This is a genomic window from Sphingopyxis sp. JAI108, from assembly GCF_013410105.1.
GTDB lineage: Bacteria > Pseudomonadota > Alphaproteobacteria > Sphingomonadales > Sphingomonadaceae > Sphingopyxis > Sphingopyxis chilensis.
The window spans coordinates 1,751,239-1,770,019 of sequence record NZ_JACCCJ010000001.1 but is presented as its reverse complement, the minus strand read 5'-3'; the positions used below and the strand labels follow the sequence as shown (position 1 = coordinate 1,770,019).

The 18,781-nt window shown below is 65.7% G+C and carries 16 protein-coding genes and 1 tRNA gene; 10 read left to right on the top strand and 7 right to left on the bottom strand.

Annotated elements, in window-relative coordinates:
* Nucleotides 1-23: 23 nt before the first annotated feature.
* Nucleotides 24-1,340 (top strand): folylpolyglutamate synthase/dihydrofolate synthase family protein, encoded by a 1,317-nt coding sequence (locus tag HDC29_RS08570; RefSeq protein WP_179496190.1) that lies wholly within the window; start codon nt 24-26, stop codon nt 1,338-1,340.
* On the opposite strand, the gene HDC29_RS19220 is transcribed toward HDC29_RS08570, so the two are convergent.
* Nucleotides 1,312-3,021 (bottom strand): MFS transporter, encoded by a 1,710-nt coding sequence (locus HDC29_RS19220; RefSeq protein ID WP_257018119.1) that lies wholly within the window; start codon nt 3,019-3,021, stop codon nt 1,312-1,314. The two genes, HDC29_RS08570 and HDC29_RS19220, sit on opposite strands and share 29 nt — an antisense overlap.
* 125 nt (nt 3,022-3,146) lie before the next feature.
* On the bottom strand, nt 3,147-3,584 hold the full coding sequence (locus tag HDC29_RS08555; protein WP_179496188.1) for a response regulator: 438 nt from the start codon (nt 3,582-3,584) through the stop codon (nt 3,147-3,149).
* Nucleotides 3,585-3,740: 156 nt separating this feature from the next.
* On the opposite strand from HDC29_RS08555, the gene HDC29_RS08550 reads away from it, so the two are divergent.
* Entirely contained in the window at nt 3,741-4,586 is an 846-nt protein-coding gene (locus HDC29_RS08550; protein ID WP_179496186.1) for a pseudouridine synthase, read from the top strand.
* Nucleotide 4,587: 1 nt separating this feature from the next.
* Complete coding sequence (gene rsmD / locus HDC29_RS08545) at nt 4,588-5,130, top strand: 16S rRNA (guanine(966)-N(2))-methyltransferase RsmD (protein ID WP_179496183.1); 543 nt, start codon at nt 4,588-4,590, stop codon at nt 5,128-5,130.
* Here rsmD and HDC29_RS08540 read toward each other — a convergent pair.
* Both HDC29_RS08540 and HDC29_RS08535 read right to left on the bottom strand, forming a co-directional pair.
* Nucleotides 5,117-6,382, bottom strand: coding sequence for an MFS transporter (locus HDC29_RS08540; RefSeq protein WP_179497382.1), 1,266 nt, complete (start codon nt 6,380-6,382; stop codon nt 5,117-5,119). The two genes, rsmD and HDC29_RS08540, sit on opposite strands and share 14 nt — an antisense overlap.
* 83 nt (nt 6,383-6,465) lie before the next feature.
* The gene (locus HDC29_RS08535) at nt 6,466-7,014 is read right to left on the bottom strand and encodes a septal ring lytic transglycosylase RlpA family protein (protein ID WP_257018118.1); all 549 of its coding nucleotides are present in this window, start codon (nt 7,012-7,014) and stop codon (nt 6,466-6,468) included.
* Nucleotides 7,015-7,210: 196 nt separating this feature from the next.
* Between HDC29_RS08535 and HDC29_RS08530 the strand changes: the two genes are divergently transcribed.
* The 5 genes from HDC29_RS08530 to HDC29_RS08510 all read left to right on the top strand — a co-directional run bounded on the left by HDC29_RS08530 (nt 7,211) and on the right by HDC29_RS08510 (nt 13,698).
* Entirely contained in the window at nt 7,211-8,092 is an 882-nt protein-coding gene (locus tag HDC29_RS08530; RefSeq protein ID WP_179496179.1) for a Rossmann-like and DUF2520 domain-containing protein, read from the top strand.
* 10 nt (nt 8,093-8,102) lie between these two features.
* Nucleotides 8,103-10,415 (top strand): ATP-dependent helicase, encoded by a 2,313-nt coding sequence (locus HDC29_RS08525; protein ID WP_373562775.1) that lies wholly within the window; start codon nt 8,103-8,105, stop codon nt 10,413-10,415.
* 72 nt (nt 10,416-10,487) lie between these two features.
* Nucleotides 10,488-11,414 carry a DUF4349 domain-containing protein gene (locus HDC29_RS08520; protein WP_179496177.1) on the top strand — a complete coding sequence of 309 codons (927 nt, stop codon included), beginning with the start codon at nt 10,488-10,490 and terminating at the stop codon, nt 11,412-11,414.
* A gap of 50 nt (nt 11,415-11,464) precedes the next feature.
* Entirely contained in the window at nt 11,465-12,514 is a 1,050-nt protein-coding gene (locus HDC29_RS08515) for an aspartyl/asparaginyl beta-hydroxylase domain-containing protein (protein ID WP_257018117.1), read from the top strand.
* A gap of 20 nt (nt 12,515-12,534) precedes the next feature.
* Nucleotides 12,535-13,698, top strand: coding sequence for an acyl-CoA dehydrogenase family protein (locus tag HDC29_RS08510; protein ID WP_179496173.1), 1,164 nt, complete (start codon nt 12,535-12,537; stop codon nt 13,696-13,698).
* A gap of 108 nt (nt 13,699-13,806) precedes the next feature.
* On the opposite strand, the gene HDC29_RS08505 is transcribed toward HDC29_RS08510, so the two are convergent.
* Nucleotides 13,807-13,882 (bottom strand) — tRNA-Ala (locus HDC29_RS08505).
* Nucleotides 13,883-13,981: 99 nt separating this feature from the next.
* Here HDC29_RS08505 and HDC29_RS08500 point away from each other — a divergent pair.
* Nucleotides 13,982-14,995, top strand: a complete 1,014-nt coding sequence (locus HDC29_RS08500; RefSeq protein ID WP_179496171.1) for an NADP-dependent oxidoreductase — start codon at nt 13,982-13,984, stop codon at nt 14,993-14,995.
* Nucleotides 14,996-15,102: 107 nt separating this feature from the next.
* On the opposite strand, the gene HDC29_RS08495 is transcribed toward HDC29_RS08500, so the two are convergent.
* Together HDC29_RS08495 and HDC29_RS08490 are read right to left on the bottom strand one after the other, a co-directional pair.
* On the bottom strand, nt 15,103-16,464 hold the full coding sequence (locus HDC29_RS08495) for a DEAD/DEAH box helicase (protein WP_179496169.1): 1,362 nt from the start codon (nt 16,462-16,464) through the stop codon (nt 15,103-15,105).
* 113 nt (nt 16,465-16,577) lie between these two features.
* A complete protein-coding gene (locus HDC29_RS08490) occupies nt 16,578-17,303 on the bottom strand; it encodes a hypothetical protein (RefSeq protein WP_257018116.1) in 726 nt (241 codons plus the stop codon).
* On the opposite strand from HDC29_RS08490, the gene HDC29_RS08485 reads away from it, so the two are divergent.
* Nucleotides 17,295-18,761 (top strand): FAD-binding oxidoreductase, encoded by a 1,467-nt coding sequence (locus HDC29_RS08485; RefSeq protein WP_179496167.1) that lies wholly within the window; start codon nt 17,295-17,297, stop codon nt 18,759-18,761. The two genes, HDC29_RS08490 and HDC29_RS08485, sit on opposite strands and share 9 nt — an antisense overlap.
* Nucleotides 18,762-18,781: the final 20 nt, after the last annotated feature.

The window sequence follows — 18,781 nt, the reverse complement described above, 5'->3', positions numbered from 1 at the left end:
TTGGATAGGCTGAACCATTCGCCATGGCCGACCACGCCCACAGCTCCGACCCTGCCGTCCAGACCCAGCTCGACCGTCTCGCGGGGCTCTCGCCGGGCCGCGACATCCTCGGGCTCGAACGCATCGCGGAGCTCTGCACACGGCTCGGAAACCCGCAGCTCCAGCTCCCGCGCACCTTCCATGTCGCAGGCACGAATGGCAAAGGATCCACCTGCGCTTACCTTCGCGCCATCCTCGAAGCACAGGGGCGCAAGGTGCACAGCTACACCAGCCCCCACTTGGTCCGCTTCAACGAACGTATCCGCCTCGCCGGAACGCTGATCGACGACGCATTGCTCGCGGCGCTGCTCGAGGAGGTGCTCGACGAGGCCACCGATCTGCACGCGAGCTTTTTCGAAGTCACCACCGCCGCCGCCTTCCTCGCCTTTGCGCGCATCCCCGCCGACGACTGCATCATCGAGGTCGGCCTCGGCGGTCGTCTCGACGCGACCAACATCATCCCGCCGCCCGCAGTCGCCGGCATCGCCTCGCTGGGCATCGACCACGAAGCCTTCCTGCTCGCGTCCGAAGCCGGGACGCCCGACGATCCGGCGACGCGCATCGCGTGGGAAAAAGCCGGGATCATCAAACCCGATACGCCGGTGGCAACCTTCGCCTATCCGTCCCTCGTGCAAGGCACCATCGCCGCCAAGGTCGCCTCGGTCGGAGCCACGCTTTTTCCCGAAGGCGACGGCTGGACGGTCGAGGCCGATGGCAATGGCTTTCGCTGGACATCGAAACTGGGCTCGGTCGACCGGATACTGCGGTCACGCATGGCGGGCGCGCACCAGATGCGCAACGCGGGGCTTGCCATCGCGATGCTGCGCCTCGCGCCCGGTCCACAGCCGAGCGACGAAGCGATCGCGCGGGGTGTCGCGGAAGCCTTCTGGCCGGGCCGGATGCAGCGTCTGGACTCGGGCCCGCTCACCGACCTGCTTCCTGACAACACGGAAATCTGGCTCGACGGCGCGCACAATGTCGACGCGGGCCTTGCGCTGGCGCGCCAGTTCGCGGGCGAGGCGCGGCGCATCCACCTGATCACCGGCATGCTCGCGAACAAGGACCCCGCCGCGATCGTCGCGCCGCTGGCCGATCGCCTCGCGAGCCTGACCGCCGTTCCCGTTCCGGGGCACGAGCATCATGGCGCCGAAGCCTTCGGCGCCGGGGCAAAAGCCGCCATGTCGGTCGCCGAAGCGCTGCGCGGCCTCGACGTCGATCCGGCAAGCGATATCGTCCTGATTGCCGGTTCGCTTTATCTCGCCGGCGAAGTGCTCAGCGCGAACCGGCAGTTTCCGGACTGACGGCCTGAGGCGACGCCTCGGGTATCTCGACCTCGCCCGCCGTTCCGATCGAGCGATCGACCAGCCCCGAGCGCATCATCCACCAGAAGATCAGAATGCCCGGCACCGCGAGCGCGGTCGTCAGCAGGTAAAAATCGACATAGCCGAACTGTTCGATCAGCTTGCCCGCGCTGGTCCCGGTCAGGAAGCGCCCGAGGATGCTCGCCGCGGCAGAGAAAAGCGCGAAATGGGTCGCGGTGAAGCGCAGGTCGGCGAGCGCCGACAGATAGGCGACGACACAGACGCCGCCGATCCCGCTCGCGAAATTCTCGAACCCGATCGCACCGGCCATGCCCCAATTGCTGTGTCCGGCGGCGGCCAGGCCGGCAAAGCTGAAATTCGAAATCGCCATCAGGACAAGGCTGAGCAGCACCGACCGCTTCATGCCGAGCCGGGCATAGATGATGCCGCCGACGAACACCCCGGCGAGCAGCGCCCAGAAGCCGAGACCGACGTCGTAGAAGGCAATCTCGTCGTTGGTATAGCCCAGATCCTCGAACAACAGGCGGAAGGTCAGATTGGCGAGCGTGTCGCCGATCTTGTGGAGCAGCAGGAAGAAGAGGATCAGGATCGCCCCCTCGCGCGAGAAAAACTCCGCGAGCGGCCCGACCGCGCCCTTGTCGGGCGCCTGGCCTTCGCGTGACCTGGTCGGCAGGGCGACCAGCGCTGCGATAACGAGCGCGCCGACGGCCAGCACGACGCCGAGCAGCGTCGCGCCGACATAGGCGGCGATCGTGCCCCAATCGGTCGCCAGCACCGCGACGAGCGCCAGCGCGGGCAGCGCGATGATCCAGTTCACCTGTCCGCTCCATCCGATATCGCGCGCGCGGCGGGCGGAGAGGTCGAACAGCGGGAACAGATAGCCGACGAGCACCATCAGCGTGAGGATGTCGACATCGAGCCATTGATCGACCTGCCGCGCGACGAGGAAGGCGATCGGGAAACTGAGGATGAAGATCGCATAATAGGCGCGCGACAGATAGGCCGGCCAATGACGCTCGATCTTGCGTTCGGGTTCGCCCATCACCAGCCCGGTGATGATCGCGGGCAGGACCAGCGCCGCGCACACCATGTAGGCGACACCCCAGCCCGCGCGTTCGGCAACGACCAGGGCCATTGCGCCCGCCACCGCGGCGCCAATGCGCCAGCCATATTGCGACATCCCAGATCCGGTCCCCAACTGCTCGGGCGCGAGCAGTTCGATGCGATAGGCGTCGATAACGATATCGAAGGTCGCGCCAGCCAGTCCCACCGAGATCGCGGCCAGCGCCACGACCGCGAGCGACGCCTTGGGGTCGAGGTTGCCCAGCACCGTGACCGCGAGGAAGACCAGCGCGCCGACGAGGATCAGCCACGACCGCCGCTGGCCGATTCGGCCGAGGATCGGGATACGGAAGCGGTCGATCGCCGGCGCCCACGCCCATTTGAGGTTATACGCCAGGAAGGTCAGCGCGAAAGCCGTGACCGACGATTTCTCGATGCCGTCCTGCGCGAGGCGCGTCGTCAGCGTCGCGCCGATCATTGCGAACGGGAAACCCGACGATATGCCGAGGAACAGGGCGGCAAGCGGCGCGGGCTCGAGATAGGGGCGCAAACTGTCGCGCCAGCCCTTCGGTGCCGGCATCGCCGCATTTGTCGACATGATATTCCCCTTTGCCGCGTGCCGATCGGTCATCGCCGATTGTAGCAACGGCCTAAAGCCTCGGGGGCAAATTGGAAGCGGCTAAATCGCCGCCGATCCGCCCCGCCCTGTCGGCTCGCCGCATCTCATGCGGTGGCGGGGCGCCAGTAGGTCGTCAGGCCGCTCACCTTGCGCGGCGCCTCATTCTTGCAAATCATCGTTTCGAGCGCCTTCAGCGCCGAAATCAGCGCCGAAGCGCTGTGCGGCTTGCCGAGGCATGCCATCGCGATCTCGCTTGCGTCGGCGGGGCATTGTCCGGTCACCAGCAGCACCGCGATGCCGCGGTCGCGCGCCAACCGCGCGACTTCACGTCCGGTCATGTGGCCCGCCAGGCCAAGATCGAGCACCAGCGCGTCGACCGGTTCGGCCGCCATCACCGCTACCGCCGCCTCGCCCGAATCGACCGTTGCGACGACCTGATACCCGCCGTGCTTCAGCGTATGCTCATTGTCGAAAGCGGTCAGCGGATCATCCTCGATGATCAGCAACCGCTTGATGCAGGTCGGGCGGGACGCGAAGAGCATGTTTACTCCCTTTGACATTGCCATGACTCGCTGCGCGTCATCCCGCAAGATCGCTTCTGCTTGCCATCGACGAAGCGGGTCTTTTGCGGCTATGGGCGTGTTCACGACGCAACACTATTCTCCTTCGAGAACGACAAGAAAGCCAAATCCGTTCCGATGCCACCCCCCCGACCGCCCCGCTCGACGCCTCGCTCCGCCGCAGATCGCGACGCCCCGAAAGGCCGCCGCGCCGCGCGGGGCGCCGTTTCGGCGCTCAAGACCAAGCCGGCCGAAGAGCAGGAGGAAGGGCCGCAGCGCATCGCCAAGCTGCTCGCGCGCGCCGGCGTCGGATCGCGGCGCGACGTCGAACGGATGATCGAGGAAGGCCGCATCGCGCTGAATGGCGAGGTCATCGCCCAGCCCGCTCCGCTCCTCTCCACGCTTGAAGGCTTGACGGTCGATGGCAATCCGGTCGCGAAACCCGTTTCGACGCGCCTCTATCGTTTCCACAAGCCTGCGGGCTGCCTTACCGCCGCGCGCGATCCCAAGGGCCGCAAGACGATCTACGATCTCTTGCCCAAGGGCCTGCCGCGACTGATGCCCGTCGGCCGCCTCGACTATAATACCGAGGGGCTGCTGCTGCTCACCAACGATGGCGAGTTCAAGCGCCAGCTCGAACTGCCCGCGAGCGGGGTCGAGCGTACCTATCGCGCGCGCGCTTTCGGCGACATCAGCCAGGCGCAGCTTGAGGAGCTGGCGATGGGGATCGAGATCGATGGCGTTCGCTATGGCAAGATCGACGCCAATCTCGAACGCCGCACGGGTCGCAATCAGTGGATCGAAATGACGCTGACCGAGGGCAAGAACCGCGAGGTCCGCCGCGTGCTCGAACATTTCGGGCTGCAGGTCAGCCGCCTGATACGCACGCGCTACGGCCAGTTCACGCTCGAAGGGCTCGATATGGGCGCGGCCGAGGTCGTACCGCGCGACGAGCTGTTCCAGTTCCGGCGGCGGATGAAATAGGATGCGCGTTATTTCCGGCGAATGGCGCGGCCGCAAGCTGCTCGCGCCCAGGAACGACGCCACGAGGCCCACCGCCGACCGCACGCGCGAAACGCTTTTCTCGATGCTCGCGAGCCGCCTCGGCAGCTTTGAAGGGCTGTACGTCGCCGATCTGTTCGCGGGCTCGGGCGCGCTCGGGATCGAGGCTTTGTCGCGGGGCGCCGAACAATGCCTGTTCGCCGAACAGGATCGCGACGCGCTCGACGCACTGCGCAAGAATCTCGGCGCGCTCGGCGCCATGCCGCGCGCCGACATTCGTGCCGGGTCCGTGCTCGCGCTGGGGCCCGCGCGGCGTAGCTACGACCTGCTCCTGCTCGACGCGCCCTATGGCACCGGCGCCGGCAGCGTTGCGCTCGACAAGCTGGGCCGCCTGGGCTGGATCGGACCCGACAGCTGGATCTCGATCGAGACCGGCGAGAAGGAAGCGGTCGAGGCCGCCGGCCTTGAAATCGACGCAGAGCGCAAGGTCGGCAAGGCGAAGCTGACGCTGCTCAGGCTGGCGTAGCGATCCGCCGCACCATCAAGAGGCCCAGCCAGCTCACGATCCCGGCGAGCGCCAGATAATAGCCCACCGTTTCGGTCCCGCCGCGCTCCGCCAGCGCCTGCGCGACGATCGGCGCCATCGCACCGCCAAGGATACCGCCCGCGTTGAATGCCACCGACGCTCCCGTATAACGAACGCGCACCGGGAAGAGCCCGGTCAGCCAGCTTCCGAGCGGGCCATAGACCAGCCCCATCACGAACAGCGCCGCGGCCAATCCGAGGAAGATCAGCGACCAGCTTCCCGACGCGAGCGACGGCCCGAACAGGAAACCGATCAGGATCGTCGCGCCGCATCCCCAGGTCAGCACGCGTTGCGCGCTCGACGCGTCGCTCCAGTATCCGGCCGCGATTATACCGATCGCCATGAACAGGATCGCGCCGAGCTGGATCAACAGGAATTGCTCCTTCGGATAGCCGAGCGCCGTTGTCCCGTGCGCGAGCGCAAAGCTCGTCGCGAGATAGAAGATCGCGAAGCAGGCGACGACGGCGAAGGTTCCCGCAAGCGTCGCAACCAGATGGTGCCGAAACAGCTCCCCAAGCGGCACCGCGACCGGTGCCTCCTCGGCGACAGCCTTGGCGAAGGCCGGTGTCTCGCCGATCTTCAATCGCACCCACAAGCCAAGCCCGACGAGCACCGCCGACAGCAGGAACGGGATGCGCCAGCCCCACGCGGCGAAGTCGGGATCGCTCAGCCCCAGGCCCAGTAGCAGGAACAGGCCATTCGCGGCGATGAAGCCGACAGGGGCGCCCAATTGCGGAAACATGCCGAAACGCGATTTCCATCCCGGCGGCGCATTCTCGACCGCGAGCAATGCCGCGCCGCCCCACTCGCCGCCGAGACCGAAGCCCTGTCCAAAGCGCAGGATGCACAGCAGCAGCGGCGCCGCCCAGCCCACCATCGCATAGGTCGGCAGGAAGGCGATGAGCAAGGTCGAGGCGCCCATCAGCATCAGCGAGGCCACCAGCGTCGACTTGCGCCCGATCCGGTCGCCATAATGGCCGAAGACGATCGCCCCCACGGGCCGCGCGAAAAAGGCGAGCCCGAAGGTCATGAAGCTGTACATCAGCTGCGCCGAAGCCGAGCTTTCAGGAAAGAAGAGCGGCCCGAACACGAGCGCCGCCGCGGTTCCATAGATATAGAAATCATAGAATTCGACCGCGGTGCCGACGAGGCTCGCGGTCAGGATACGGCGATGTTGCCGATAGGGTGCCAGATCCACGGCCGATGCCCCTCCCCATTGCTGTCGGCGACGCTTTGGGCGCGCGCCCTCTCCGGCGCAAGCGGGAATGCGAAGCGTCAGCGGCCTCGCGGCGCAAGTTGCGCGCGCAGACGCAGCAATTCACGCTCGGGAACCCTCGACAGCGACGCTGCGGGCTTGCCCTTGCGCAGGCGTTCGCGATCCTTCTCCGATGGTTCGACGCGTCGCACGCGCACCGGCGCATGCCCCTGCGCCTTCATGCCGAGTTGCTCGGCCGCACCGCTCGACAAGTCGATGATCCGGCCGAGCGCGAAGGGCCCGCGATCATTGACGCGGACAATGATCCGCCGCCCGCTGTCGAGCGCGGTCACCTCGACATAGGTCGGCAGCGGCAATGTCGTATGCGCTGCCGTGATCCAGCCGGGCCGGAACTTCTCGCCATTGGCGGTGCGATTCCCCGACTCGCTGCCGTACCAGCTCGCATAGCCGAGCGCGTCATAGGCGGGCGCGGCGGCAGGTACATAGGCCGTGCCGCGGATCGTATAGGCGGGCCCGATCCGCACCGGCGCATCGGCAACGGGACGGTAATTGCCGCCAGCACAGGCGGAGAGAGCGAGAACGGCCAGTGTCGTTCCGGCCAGTTTCATTGTGGGATTTCGCTGCATCGCGGGACCGTAGATGCGGCACACGACGAGATAAAGCGTGAATGGCGGCCTTGTGGGGTGGTGAGCGGACGTTGACCTTCTCCCCTCCCGCAAGCGGGAGGGGAGACGAATGTCAACTTCCGGTCGAAAACTGACGTTCCGTTGGCGAAACACTTACCCGCACGTTACAACGGCGCGTATGACCGACTTTCGTTTTCAGCAGCCCGGTATTGTCGGCGCAGGCCGGGTCGCGCAGGCGCTTGCTCTTGCGCTGGGACCACATGCGAGCGCATCGCCGATGATGTGGGGTCGCTCACCCGAAAAGGCGGGCGGCGCGGCGGAGGGCGTCGGCGCCCTTGCGGAACCCGACCTCGACCGCCTGATCGCCGAATGCGACGTCATCGCGGTCGCCGTCGCCGACGATGCGCTGGAAAAAATCGTGCCGGGTATCGCGGCGGCGCTGCCGGCGGATCGCAGCGTCATGATCTTTCACGTCAGCGGGCGAAGCGGCGCGGCGATCCTGGAACCGCTTCGCCTCATCGGCGCCCGGACCGCCGCGATCCACCCGGCAATGACCTTCACCGGCGACCCGCAGGCCGAGGTGCGGCGCATGACCGGCGCGCGCTTCGCGATCACCGGCTCGACGAGCGAGGCCACCGGACAAGCCCAACGCATCGTCGCGCTGTTCGGCGGCATCGCGGTCGAAATCGCCGAGGACCGGCGGGCACTCTATCATGCGGCGCTCTGCCATGCGTCGAACCATCTCGTGACGCTGATCACGGGCGCAGCGAGCGCATTGGAGGATGCGGGGGTCGATGATCCCCCCGCTCTGCTTGCTCCGCTTGTACGCGCCGCGCTCGAAAACAGCCTCGCCCTGGGTTTCGCGGGATTGTCGGGGCCGTTACTGCGCGGCGACGCGCACACGATCGGCGGGCATCTCGAAACGCTCCGGGTGCAGAGCCCCGACCTTTTGCCCGCCTATCGCGCGATGGCACGGGCAACCCTCGGCGAATTGAAACGACACGGAAGCACGCCACCGGCCCGCCTCACCGCACTGGACAGCCTGCTCGCTGTTCCCTAATCGTTCGCGCGTGAACGATACCCCCGCCTCGCTGCCCGACCTGCCCCCACCCGACCCGTCGGACCCACCCTATCTGCAAGGCTTGAACGGTCCGCAGCGGCAGGCGGTGCTGACCACCGAAGGCCCCGTGCTGATGCTCGCGGGGGCGGGCACGGGCAAAACCGCCGCGCTCACCGCGCGCCTCGCGCATATTATCGCGACGCGGCGTGCATGGCCGTCCGAAATCCTCGCGGTGACCTTTACCAACAAGGCCGCGCGCGAGATGCGCGAGCGCATCGGGCGGATGATCGGCGACGCGGTCGAGGGTATGCCCTGGCTCGGCACCTTTCACAGCATCGCGGCGAAGATGCTGCGCCGCCACGCCGAGCTCGTCGGGCTGCAGAGCAATTTCACGATCCTCGACACCGACGACCAGCTGCGCGTGCTGAAACAGCTTATCCAGGCCGAAGGGCTCGACGAGAAGCGCTGGCCCGCACGCCAACTCGCCGGGCTGATCGACAAATGGAAGAATCGCGGGCTCACGCCCGCCGATCTCGATGCGTCCGACAAGGAAGCCTATGCCGACGGCAAGGGGCAGCATTTCTACGCGCTCTATCAGGCGCGGCTGAAGACGCTCAACGCCTGCGATTTCGGCGACCTCTTGCTCCACATGCTCGTGATCCTGAAGACGCACCGCGACGTGCTGGAGCAATATCAGCAGCGTTTCAAATATGTCCTCGTCGACGAATATCAGGACACCAACGCCAGCCAGTATCTCTGGCTCCGCCTGCTCGCGCAGGCGCGCAAGAATATCTGCTGCGTCGGCGACGACGACCAGTCGATCTATTCGTGGCGCGGCGCCGAGGTCGCGAACATCCTGCGCTTCGAAAAGGACTTCCCCGGCGCGACGGTGATCCGCCTCGAACAGAATTATCGCTCGACGCCGCAGATACTTGCTGCCGCGTCGGCGCTGATCGCGCAGAACAGCGGCCGCCTCGGCAAGACGCTGTGGACCGAGCTCGACGCGGGCGACAAGGTTCGGGTGGTCGGCGTGTGGGACGGGCCCGAGGAAGCGCGGCGGATCGGCGAGGAGCTGGAGACGCTCCAGCATCGCAAGGTCAGTCTCGACCGCGCCGCGATCCTCGTCCGCGCGCAGTTCCAGACGCGCGAGTTCGAGGACCGTTTCATCGCGATCGGAATGCCGTACCGCATCGTCGGCGGTTTCCGCTTTTATGAGCGCGCCGAAATCCGCGATGCGCTCGCCTATCTCCGGCTCGTCCAGTCGAGCGCCGACGACCTGGCGTTCGAACGCATCGTCAACGTTCCGAAGCGCGGCCTTGGCGACAAGGCGCTCGCGCGGATCCACCAGTTCGCGCGGGCCGAGCGCGTGCCGCTGTTTCAAGCCGCGTCGCGGATCACCGAAACCGACGAGCTGACCCCGCAGGCGCGCCGCCAGCTCGCCAATTTCATCGCGGTGATGCGGAACTGGCAGGGCAAGGCGAACGCGCTGCCGCATCCCGAGCTCACCCAGCTCATCCTCGACGAATCGGGCTATACGGCGATGCTGCAGGCCGATCGCAGCGCCGATGCCGCGGGGCGGCTCGAAAATCTCTCCGAACTCGTTCGCGCGATGGAAGAATATGAATCGCTCGAAGCCTTTCTCGAGCATGTCAGCCTCGTCATGGACCGCGACAATGACGACCAGACCGAGACGGTGACGATCATGACGATCCACGCGGCGAAGGGCCTCGAATTCGATCATGTCTTCCTCGCAGGGTGGGAGGATGGCGTGTTCCCGTCGCAGCGGTCGATGGACGAAGGCGGCACTGCGAGCCTCGAGGAAGAACGCCGCCTCGCCTATGTCGCGATCACCCGCGCCCGCCAGCGCGCGAGCATCTATCACGCCGCGAACCGCCGCATCTATGGCCAGTGGATGAGCAGCATCCCCAGCCGCTTCATCGGCGAAATCCCGCCCGAGCATGTCGATAGCGAAAACAGTTTCGGCGGCGGGCAGAGCCTGTGGCGAGCCAACTGGTCGGCACAGGGCGATCCCTTCGCGCATGTCGCCGAGCGTCAGCCGGCCCGCACGATGACGCGCGGCCCGGCATGGCAGCGCGCGCTAGCAACCTCCACGACCGCCACCCGCGCCCCTGCCCCCTCCGAGCGGGGACCCGCCGCCTCGGTCGGCGCCAAGGCGCGATCGGATCTCGCGATCGGAATGCGCGTTTTCCATGAGAAGTTCGGTTACGGCGAAATCATCGATATCGACGGCAACAAGCTCGAAGTCGAATTCGATCAGGCTGGCAGCAAGCGGGTTCTCGACAGTTTCGTAAAGCTCGCCTGATCCATATTGTCTACTCAATCAATTATGATATGAAATCACATGCGACCCGAGTCGCATGTTGGGAGAGATTTCATGAAAACCAAGCTCTTAGCGGGCGCGATGGCGCTCGCCCTGGTCGGCTGTTCGGAAAAACCCGCCGAACCCCTCGATGCTCCCGCCTATGACATGACACCCGGCGACGCCGCCGAAACGGCGTCGACGCAGGCAATCCCGGCGCCAGCCGCGATGCGCCCGCCCAACGTCGCGGTCACATCGGCGCCCGGGGTCGCCTTCAACTACGCCTATGCCTTCCGCCTCGACGACAATCGCATTGCAAAGATGCAAGAGGAACATGCCGCCGCATGCGAAGCCCTCGGCACCACGCGCTGCCGCATCACCGGCATGACCTATCGCCTCGTCCGCGAAGATGAAGTCGAGGCGCAGCTGCTGTTCAAGCTCGACCCCGCCATCGCGCGCAAGTTCGGGCGCGACGCGATCGGCAGCGTCGAAAAGGCGGAAGGGGTGCTGGCGGAGGCGCGAATCAGTGGCGAGGATGTAGGAACGCAGATCGGCGAATCACAGCGCCGCAGCGCCGATATCGGTGCCGAAATCGCCCGGCTGGAGGCGCGGCTGAAGCAAGGCGGCCTCGGCGACCGCGAGCGCACCGAATTGCAGCAACAAATTTCCGCGATGCGGCGGCAGCTCGACGGCGAGCGCGATACGCGCCGCGCCGGCGAAGCGATGCTTGCGACCACGCCGATGCAGTTCGACTATGTCAGCACCGGCGGGCTGCCGGGCATCGGTTACGGCAATCCGTTCAGCGACGCGCTGAACATGCTGATCCGTAGCGGCAGCGTGATGCTGTCGTTCCTCCTCGTCGTCGGGGCGGCGGTTCTGCCATGGGCCGCGCTATTCCTGTTACTGCTCGCGGGATGGCGCACGGCGGCCGCGCTCGCGATCCGGAAATGGCTGCGCGGAGCCTCCAAAACTGCCACCGCGCCGGCGCCGCCGGTCGACTGAGACCCGGGCGCGCGCTTGCAAAGGTCCGGCGCCCCGTTATGGCAAAGGCCATGACGGGGCAGACGACATGGCTGGATCAGGCGCGCGACGCGCACCGCCGCGGCGACGTTGCCGCCGAAACGGCCATACTCGACGCCACGATCCGCGCCGACCGCGGCAATATCCCCGCATTGCTCGCGATGGCGGAGCTCAAGCGCCGCCTTGCCGACGATCGCGCGGCGGGCAGCTATTACCGCCTCGCGCTGGGCACCGCGGCGCAGGCGCGCGGCGTTCCGCCGTCACTTCACCCGGGCCTCCAGCGCGCCGAGCAATTCCTCGCGGAGACCGACCGCGCCTTTGCCGATCATCTGCTCGGCCAGTTGCGCGGTGCGGGTATCGACACCGGAAACGCCACGCCGCGTGTAGCCGAAGCGCTCAGGATGCTCGCCGGCGAGCAACCGCTCTATGTGCAACAGCCGAGCATGTTCTATTTTCCCGGTCTCGCCCAACGACCCTTTTTCGAACGGTCCGATTTCGGCTGGGTCGATGCGGTCGAGGCCGCGACCGACGCGATCCGCGCCGAGCTGCTGGCGATGGTTGACGGCGCGGCCGATCCGTTCGGTCCCTATGTTACCGCCAGCCCCGACCGGCCGCCGCCGAACAACCCGCTGCTCGACAAGCCCGGCTGGGGCGCGGCATGGCTCTGGAAGGATGGCGCGGTCGCCGACGGCATGGCGGCGCTTTGCCCCGCCGCCCTCGCCGCGCTGGAACTCGCGCCGCAACCCGTGATCCCCGGGCGCGCGCCGATCGCGCTCTTTTCGCGCCTCACCCCCGGCACGCATATCCAGCCGCACCACGGCATGCTCAACACGCGGCTTATCTGCCATCTGCCGCTGATCGTGCCCGACGACTGTGGCCTGCGCGTCGGCGCCGAAACGCGCAGCTGGCGCGAAGGGGAGCTTCTGATTTTCGACGACAGTTTCGAGCATGAGGCGTGGAACCGCGGAACCAGTGACCGCACCATCCTGCTGTTCGAAATCTGGCGTCCCGATATCGATGCCGACGAGCGCGAACAATTGACGCGTATCTTCGCGGCGATCGACACATATGGCGAACAATAGACCAAGGGGACAGGAAGACGATGATCAATCCGGGCATGGACGCCGATATCTACGAAGCCTTCATCGAGCAGCTGCGACGCTATGTCCGCGAGCGGCTGATCCCGGCCGAAAACCAGCTCGAAGAGCTCGGCCGTGTCCCCGACGATATCCTTGCCGAAATGCGCGAGATGGGACTGTTCGGCGTGACGATGCCCGAGGAGTTTGGCGGCGCGGGCATGAACGTCGGCCAATATGTCGGCTTCATCCGCGAACTCGCCTATGCCTCGCCCGCCTACCGCTCGATCGTTTCGATCAACATCGGGATGGTGTGCAAATCGATCGTCGGTTTCGGCACCGACCAGCAAAAGGCGCATTGGCTGCCCCGCCTCGCGGGCGGCGCGATCGCGGCCTTTGGGCTTACGGAGCCCGACAGCGGGTCGGACAGCGCGGCGATGAAGACGCGCGCGGTGCGCGACGGCAATGGCTACGTCCTGAACGGCACCAAGCGCTACATCACCAACGCGCCCTTCGCCGACGTCATCCTCGTCATGGCGCGCACCAATGCGGAGGCGCTGCCCAAGAATGCGCATGTCAGCGCCTTCCTCGTCCCCCGCGACGCCCCGGGTGTGTCGATCGGCAAGCCCGACGGCAAGATGGGCCAGGCGGGATCACAGATCGCCGACGTGATCCTCGAGGATGTGCATGTCGATGGCGATGCGCTGCTCGGCGGCGAGGAAGGCATCGGCTTCCGCGCGGCGATGCAGAGCCTCGACAACGGCCGCCTGTCGGTCGCCGCAGCGAGCGTCGGCTATGCCAAACGTATGCTCGACGTCGGCCTTCAATATGCGATGGAGCGCAAGGCATTCGGCGAACCCATCGCCAATTTCCAGCTGATCCAGGCGATGCTCGCCGACAGCAAGGCCGAAATCTATGCCGCCGACTGCATGCTGAACGACGCCTGCGCGCGCGCCGATCGGGGCGAGAAGATATTGGTCGAGGCGGCGGCGACCAAGATGTTCGCCAGCGAAATGTGCGGACGCGTCGCCGATCGCGTCGTCCAGATTCACGGCGGCGCCGGCTATCTCAAGGAATATCTGGCCGAACGCTTCTATCGCGACTGCCGCATTTACCGCATTTATGAAGGGACGACACAGATCCAGCAGCTAGTGATCGCAAAGAATATGATTCGGGATTATGTCGGTTAAGGGCTAACGGCACCGGCCCGCTCCCCCACCCGGCCTCCCATAGGCTGCCATCATCGGGGAGGCCGGGTGGGGAAGCGGGCCGGTGCCGACGAAACGGGAGGAAGTCGCTGGTGGAGCCGAGGGGAATCGAACCCCTGACCTCTGCAGTGCGATTGCAGCGCTCTCCCATCTGAGCTACGGCCCCGCGACCGGCGGGGTCTTAACGGCACTGTCCGGCAGTGGCAACGGCTTTTCTGAGCTTTGTCGTCGCCGCGAAGTTTTTTTGAGGAATGGGGGGATTCCGATGAAAGCCTGGCACCTGACCGGTCGTCCGCAGGGACTGCCGACGATCGACAATTTCGCGCTCCGTGACCTTCCTGAGGCTGCTCTCGAAAAAGACCAGCTTCGCGTGCGCAACCTCTGGCTCTCGGTCGACCCCTATATGCGCGGGCGGATGAATGACGCCAAAAGCTATGCGGCGAGTTTCCAGCTGGACCAGCCGATGACCGGCGGCGCGATCGGCGAAGTCGTCGAAAGCCGGATCGAGGGCTTTGCCCCCGGCGACCTCATCCTCCACATGGGCGGCTGGCGCGAAGGCGGCATCATCGGTCTCGACATGATGCCCAACAAGCTGCCCGCCGACCTGCTTGCCGCAGGCCTGCCGCCGCAGACCTTCCTGCACAATATGGGATTGACGGGCGGCACGGCCTGGATTGGCCTGCTGCGCGTCGCGGCAGCGAAACCCGGCGATACCGTCTTCGTCTCGGCGGCCGCGGGCGCGGTCGGTTCGGCAGTAGTCCAGATCGCCAAGGCGCGCGAGATGACGGTCGTCGGCTCGGCCGGCGGCGCGGAAAAATGCGGCTGGGTGACCGAACTCGGCGCCGATGCGGTGGTCGATTACAAGGCGGGTCCGGTGTTGGCTCAGCTGGCCGCCGCGCTCGAACGGCTCGGCAAATCGGGCATCGACGTTTATTTCGACAATGTCGGTGGCGAACATCTCGACGCGGCATTTGCGACCGCGAATGATTTTGCGCGCTTCGCGATCTGCGGGATGATCGACGCCTATAATGACGCGAAGCCCCAGGAGATGAAATATCTCATCCGCACCATCCCCGCGCGCATCCGCTTGGAAGGCTTCATCTACACCGACCAGTTCATCGACTGCATGGAAGAATTCTACGCCGACATGGGTGGCCTGATCGCCAGCGGCGCGGTGACGATCCGCGAAACCGTCCACCAAGGGATCGAGGCGGCGCCAGATGCCTTCCTCGGCCTGTTTTCAGGCGGCAATATCGGGAAGATGCTGGTTCGGTTGTAAAATAACCAGCGGTGGTAGCTGGCGGCGGATAGCTGCCATGACGGGATAGGGATCGTCCGCTCCGCCACCCCAAACCGCCATCAGGTCGAACCGAAGAGCCCTTCAGCTCAGCTGCCGAAACCCACCGACAAGAAATCGGGCATCGGGCCGTTCCAGCCATCGTCGGGGCCATCGTCATCGTCACGTCGTGTCCGCGGCGCCGGTTTCCGCTCGGGGTCTTTCTTCGGTGCCTCGCGCGGCTTTTCGGCAGCGCGCTTCGGCTCCTTCCCCGCTTTCGGGCTCGCGCGCCGTCCGCTGCGGCGCGGTTCGCGCCCTTCGGTGTCGCCTTCGCTCGCCGGGACGGGAGCGCCCCCGGCGCCGCCATCATGCACCGGAATCTGATAGCCGGTCAGCTTCTGGATATTGTCGACCGCCTCGTCGTCCGATGGCGTCACCAGCGTGAACGCGCGCCCCTGGGCGCCCGCGCGGCCAGTGCGGCCGATGCGATGGACATAATCGTCGGGATGCCACGGTGCATCGAAATTGAAGACGTGGCTGACACCCTTGACGTCGAGCCCGCGTGCCGCAACGTCCGACGCGACTAGAATATTGATCGTTCCCGCCTTGAACCGGTCGAGTTCGGCTGTGCGGCTCGACTGATCCATGTCACCCTGAATCTCGCCCGCCTTGTAGCCATAGCGCTGGAGCGATTTCGCCAGTTCGCGCACCGTGGTCTTGCGGTTGCAGAAGATGATCGCGGTACCGACTTCCTCCGCTTCGATCAGGTCGCGCAACGTATCGCGCTTGCCGCGTTCCGACGTCTTTACGAGGAACTGCTCGATATTCTCGTTCCGACTCGCCGGACGCGCGACCTCGATCGTCTTCGGGTTCGAGAGGAACTTGTCGGCCAGCTTCTTGATCGGTGGCGGCATCGTCGCCGAGAAGAGCAGCGTCTGCCGATTCGCCGGCAGCTTGGTGCAGATATTCTCAATGTCGGGGATGAAGCCCATGTCGAGCATCCGGTCCGCCTCGTCGATCACCAGCAGGTTGCAGCCGGTGAGCAGGATCTTGCCGCGCTCGAACAGGTCCATCAGGCGGCCCGGCGTCGCGATCAGGACATCGACGCCCTTTTCCAGCGCCTTGACCTGGTCGCCCATCTGCACGCCGCCAATCAGCAGCGCCATCGAAAGCTTGTGATATTTGCCGTATTTCTCGAAATTCTCGGCAACCTGCGCCGCGAGCTCGCGCGTCGGTTCGAGGATCAGCGAACGCGGCATCAGCGCGCGGGCGCGGCCGTGCGCGAGGATGTCGATCATCGGCAACACGAAGGAGGCCGTCTTGCCTGTCCCCGTCTGGGCGATGCCGATCATGTCGCGCATCATCAGAACCGAGGGGATCGCACCCGCCTGAATGGCGGTCGGTTCGGTATAGCCCGACTCGTTGATCGCGCGCAAAAGTTCTTCGGAAAGGCCGAGGTCGGCAAAATTCATGAGGCGATATGTCCGGAAATAAAAGGAGCGTGCCGCCTCCCACGCAGGCGGACGTTGCCGCGCCATTGGGCAAATAGCGGAGAAAAGTCAAGGAAAGGCCGAGAAAAACCCGATCAATCGTCGTCGTCGTGAACCGGGACCATCAGCCGGAACTTGTCGATCTCACACCGCGCGCCGGTGCGCGCGTGAATCTCGTCGCGATCTTCGCAGAGTTTGCCATCCTTGCTGCCCTGCATGTAAAAGCCGGCATAGAAGTCGAGCGCGCGGCAGCCGCGATTGAGCTGCGCGCGCAATCTTTGCTTTTGCCGCGTGATCAGGTCGATACTATCGCGCTGGACCGCCTGCATTCCCATAATGTTGCGCATCGCGACGCATTTGGGCGCCTTTTTTTCTTTCCAGACGATCGGCAACTCGTTCACCCGCCGGGGCATCGACCGTTCCGCGGCGAAATTGTTGAGCTGCGAACGCTGGGCCGGAACGCGGATAATCAGCTGCTGCTCGATCACCACCTGCCAGAACGACGAAGCCTGATCGACCGTCGGCGCGGAAATCGCCACCAGCGGCTCGGGCGCCGCCAGGGGTGGCGCCGCGTCGGCCGTCGGCGCGGCCGCCACGAACCATAGGAACGCCGCGGTCAGCACAGCCGCGCTGCCGCTCCCTTGGCGTCCTGACAGAAGATACTGCTCACCCTTGGCTCCCGCGTCCATGCCCCGCTGGACGAACAGATATGATTCGTCCATCGCCCCCTTTAACGAGGATGATTGAACATCAAATGAACTGTCGCCGCTCCATATTCCTTGGAGCGCGCGAAAATTCAGGAGTTGCAGGGCATGACGCACGCGCCATCGGCATCGCTACTGGATAAGCTCGCGGCGTTGCTCGGGCCGAAGGGCTATAGCGCCGACCCCGGCACGATCGCGCCCTGGCTGACCGACTGGCGCGGCAAATATCACGGCCGCGCCGCCGCGATGCTGTCGCCGGCATCGACCCAGGAGGTGTCCGCTATCGTCCGCCTGTGCGCCGACGAGCAAGTTGCGCTGGTTCCCCAGGGCGGCAACAGCGGTATGGTTGGCGGTGCCACCCCCGACGACAGCGGCGACCAGCTGCTGCTCAGCCTGCGGCGTATGAACCGCATACGCCATGTCGACGAAGCGGCGCGGCTTGCCGTCGCGGAGGCAGGGGTGATATTGGAAGTCTTCCACGATGGCGTTCTGGCGCACGGCCTGCGCTTTCCGCTCACGCTCGGCGGCAAAGGGTCGGCGACGATCGGCGGGCTGGTATCGACGAACGCGGGCGGAACGCAGGTGCTCCGCCACGGGACGATGCGCGCGCTGGTCGCGGGACTCGAGGCCGTGCTGCCCGACGGCAGCATTTTCGACGGGCTCGCCCCGCTCAAGAAGGATAATCGCGGCTACGACCTGCGGCACCTGTTGTGCGGTGCTGAGGGGACATTGGGTATCGTGACCGCTGCCTGCCTGCACCTCGTCCCCGCGGTCGCGGCGCGGCGTACGGCTTGGATCGGCGTCGATTCGCCCGAGCACGCGCTCCTGCTGCTGCGCAGGCTCGATGCCGCGATCGGCGATGCGCTCGAGGGCTTTGAACTGATCCCGCAAAGCTGCCTTGACGCCGTGCTGCGCCATATTCCCCAGACGCGCGCGCCGCTTTCCGATCCCCACCCCTGGCATATCCTGCTGGAACTGGCGGGCGATCAAGATCGGCCGCTGGGCGACGCGCTCGATCCGCAACTGGCGGCGGCGATCGACACCGGCCTGATCCGCGACGTCGTGATCGCCAAGAGCGAACGCGAAAGCGACGATTTCTGGCGGCTTCGCGATTCCATTTCCGAGGCCGAACGCGCCGAAGGCCCCGCGCTTCAGCACGATATCAGCGTTCCGGTCGACTTGATGCCCGATTTTATCGCCGAAAACCCGCGACGGCTGGAAAGCGTCTTTCCGGGCTTGCGCGCCTTGTCCTTCGGGCACCTCGGCGACGGCAACGTGCATCACCACGTCCAGCCGCCCGCCGGCGTCGATGGCGCTGCATGGCTCGCCGAGCATGGCGCGGCGGTCAGCCGGCTCGTCTATTCGCACGTTGTCGAGCTTGGCGGTTCGATTTCGGCCGAACATGGCATCGGCCAGATGAAGCGCGACATATTGGCCGAACTCGACAGTCCGGCGCGGCTGTCGGCGCTGCGCGGTATCAAGGCCGGCCTCGATCCGGCGGGCATCCTCAATCCGGGCAAGCTCATCGCCGGACTTGGCGATCGCCCCCTTGCGTCGCACCGCGCGGGCCAATAAGGCGCTGTATCTTTTTTGTC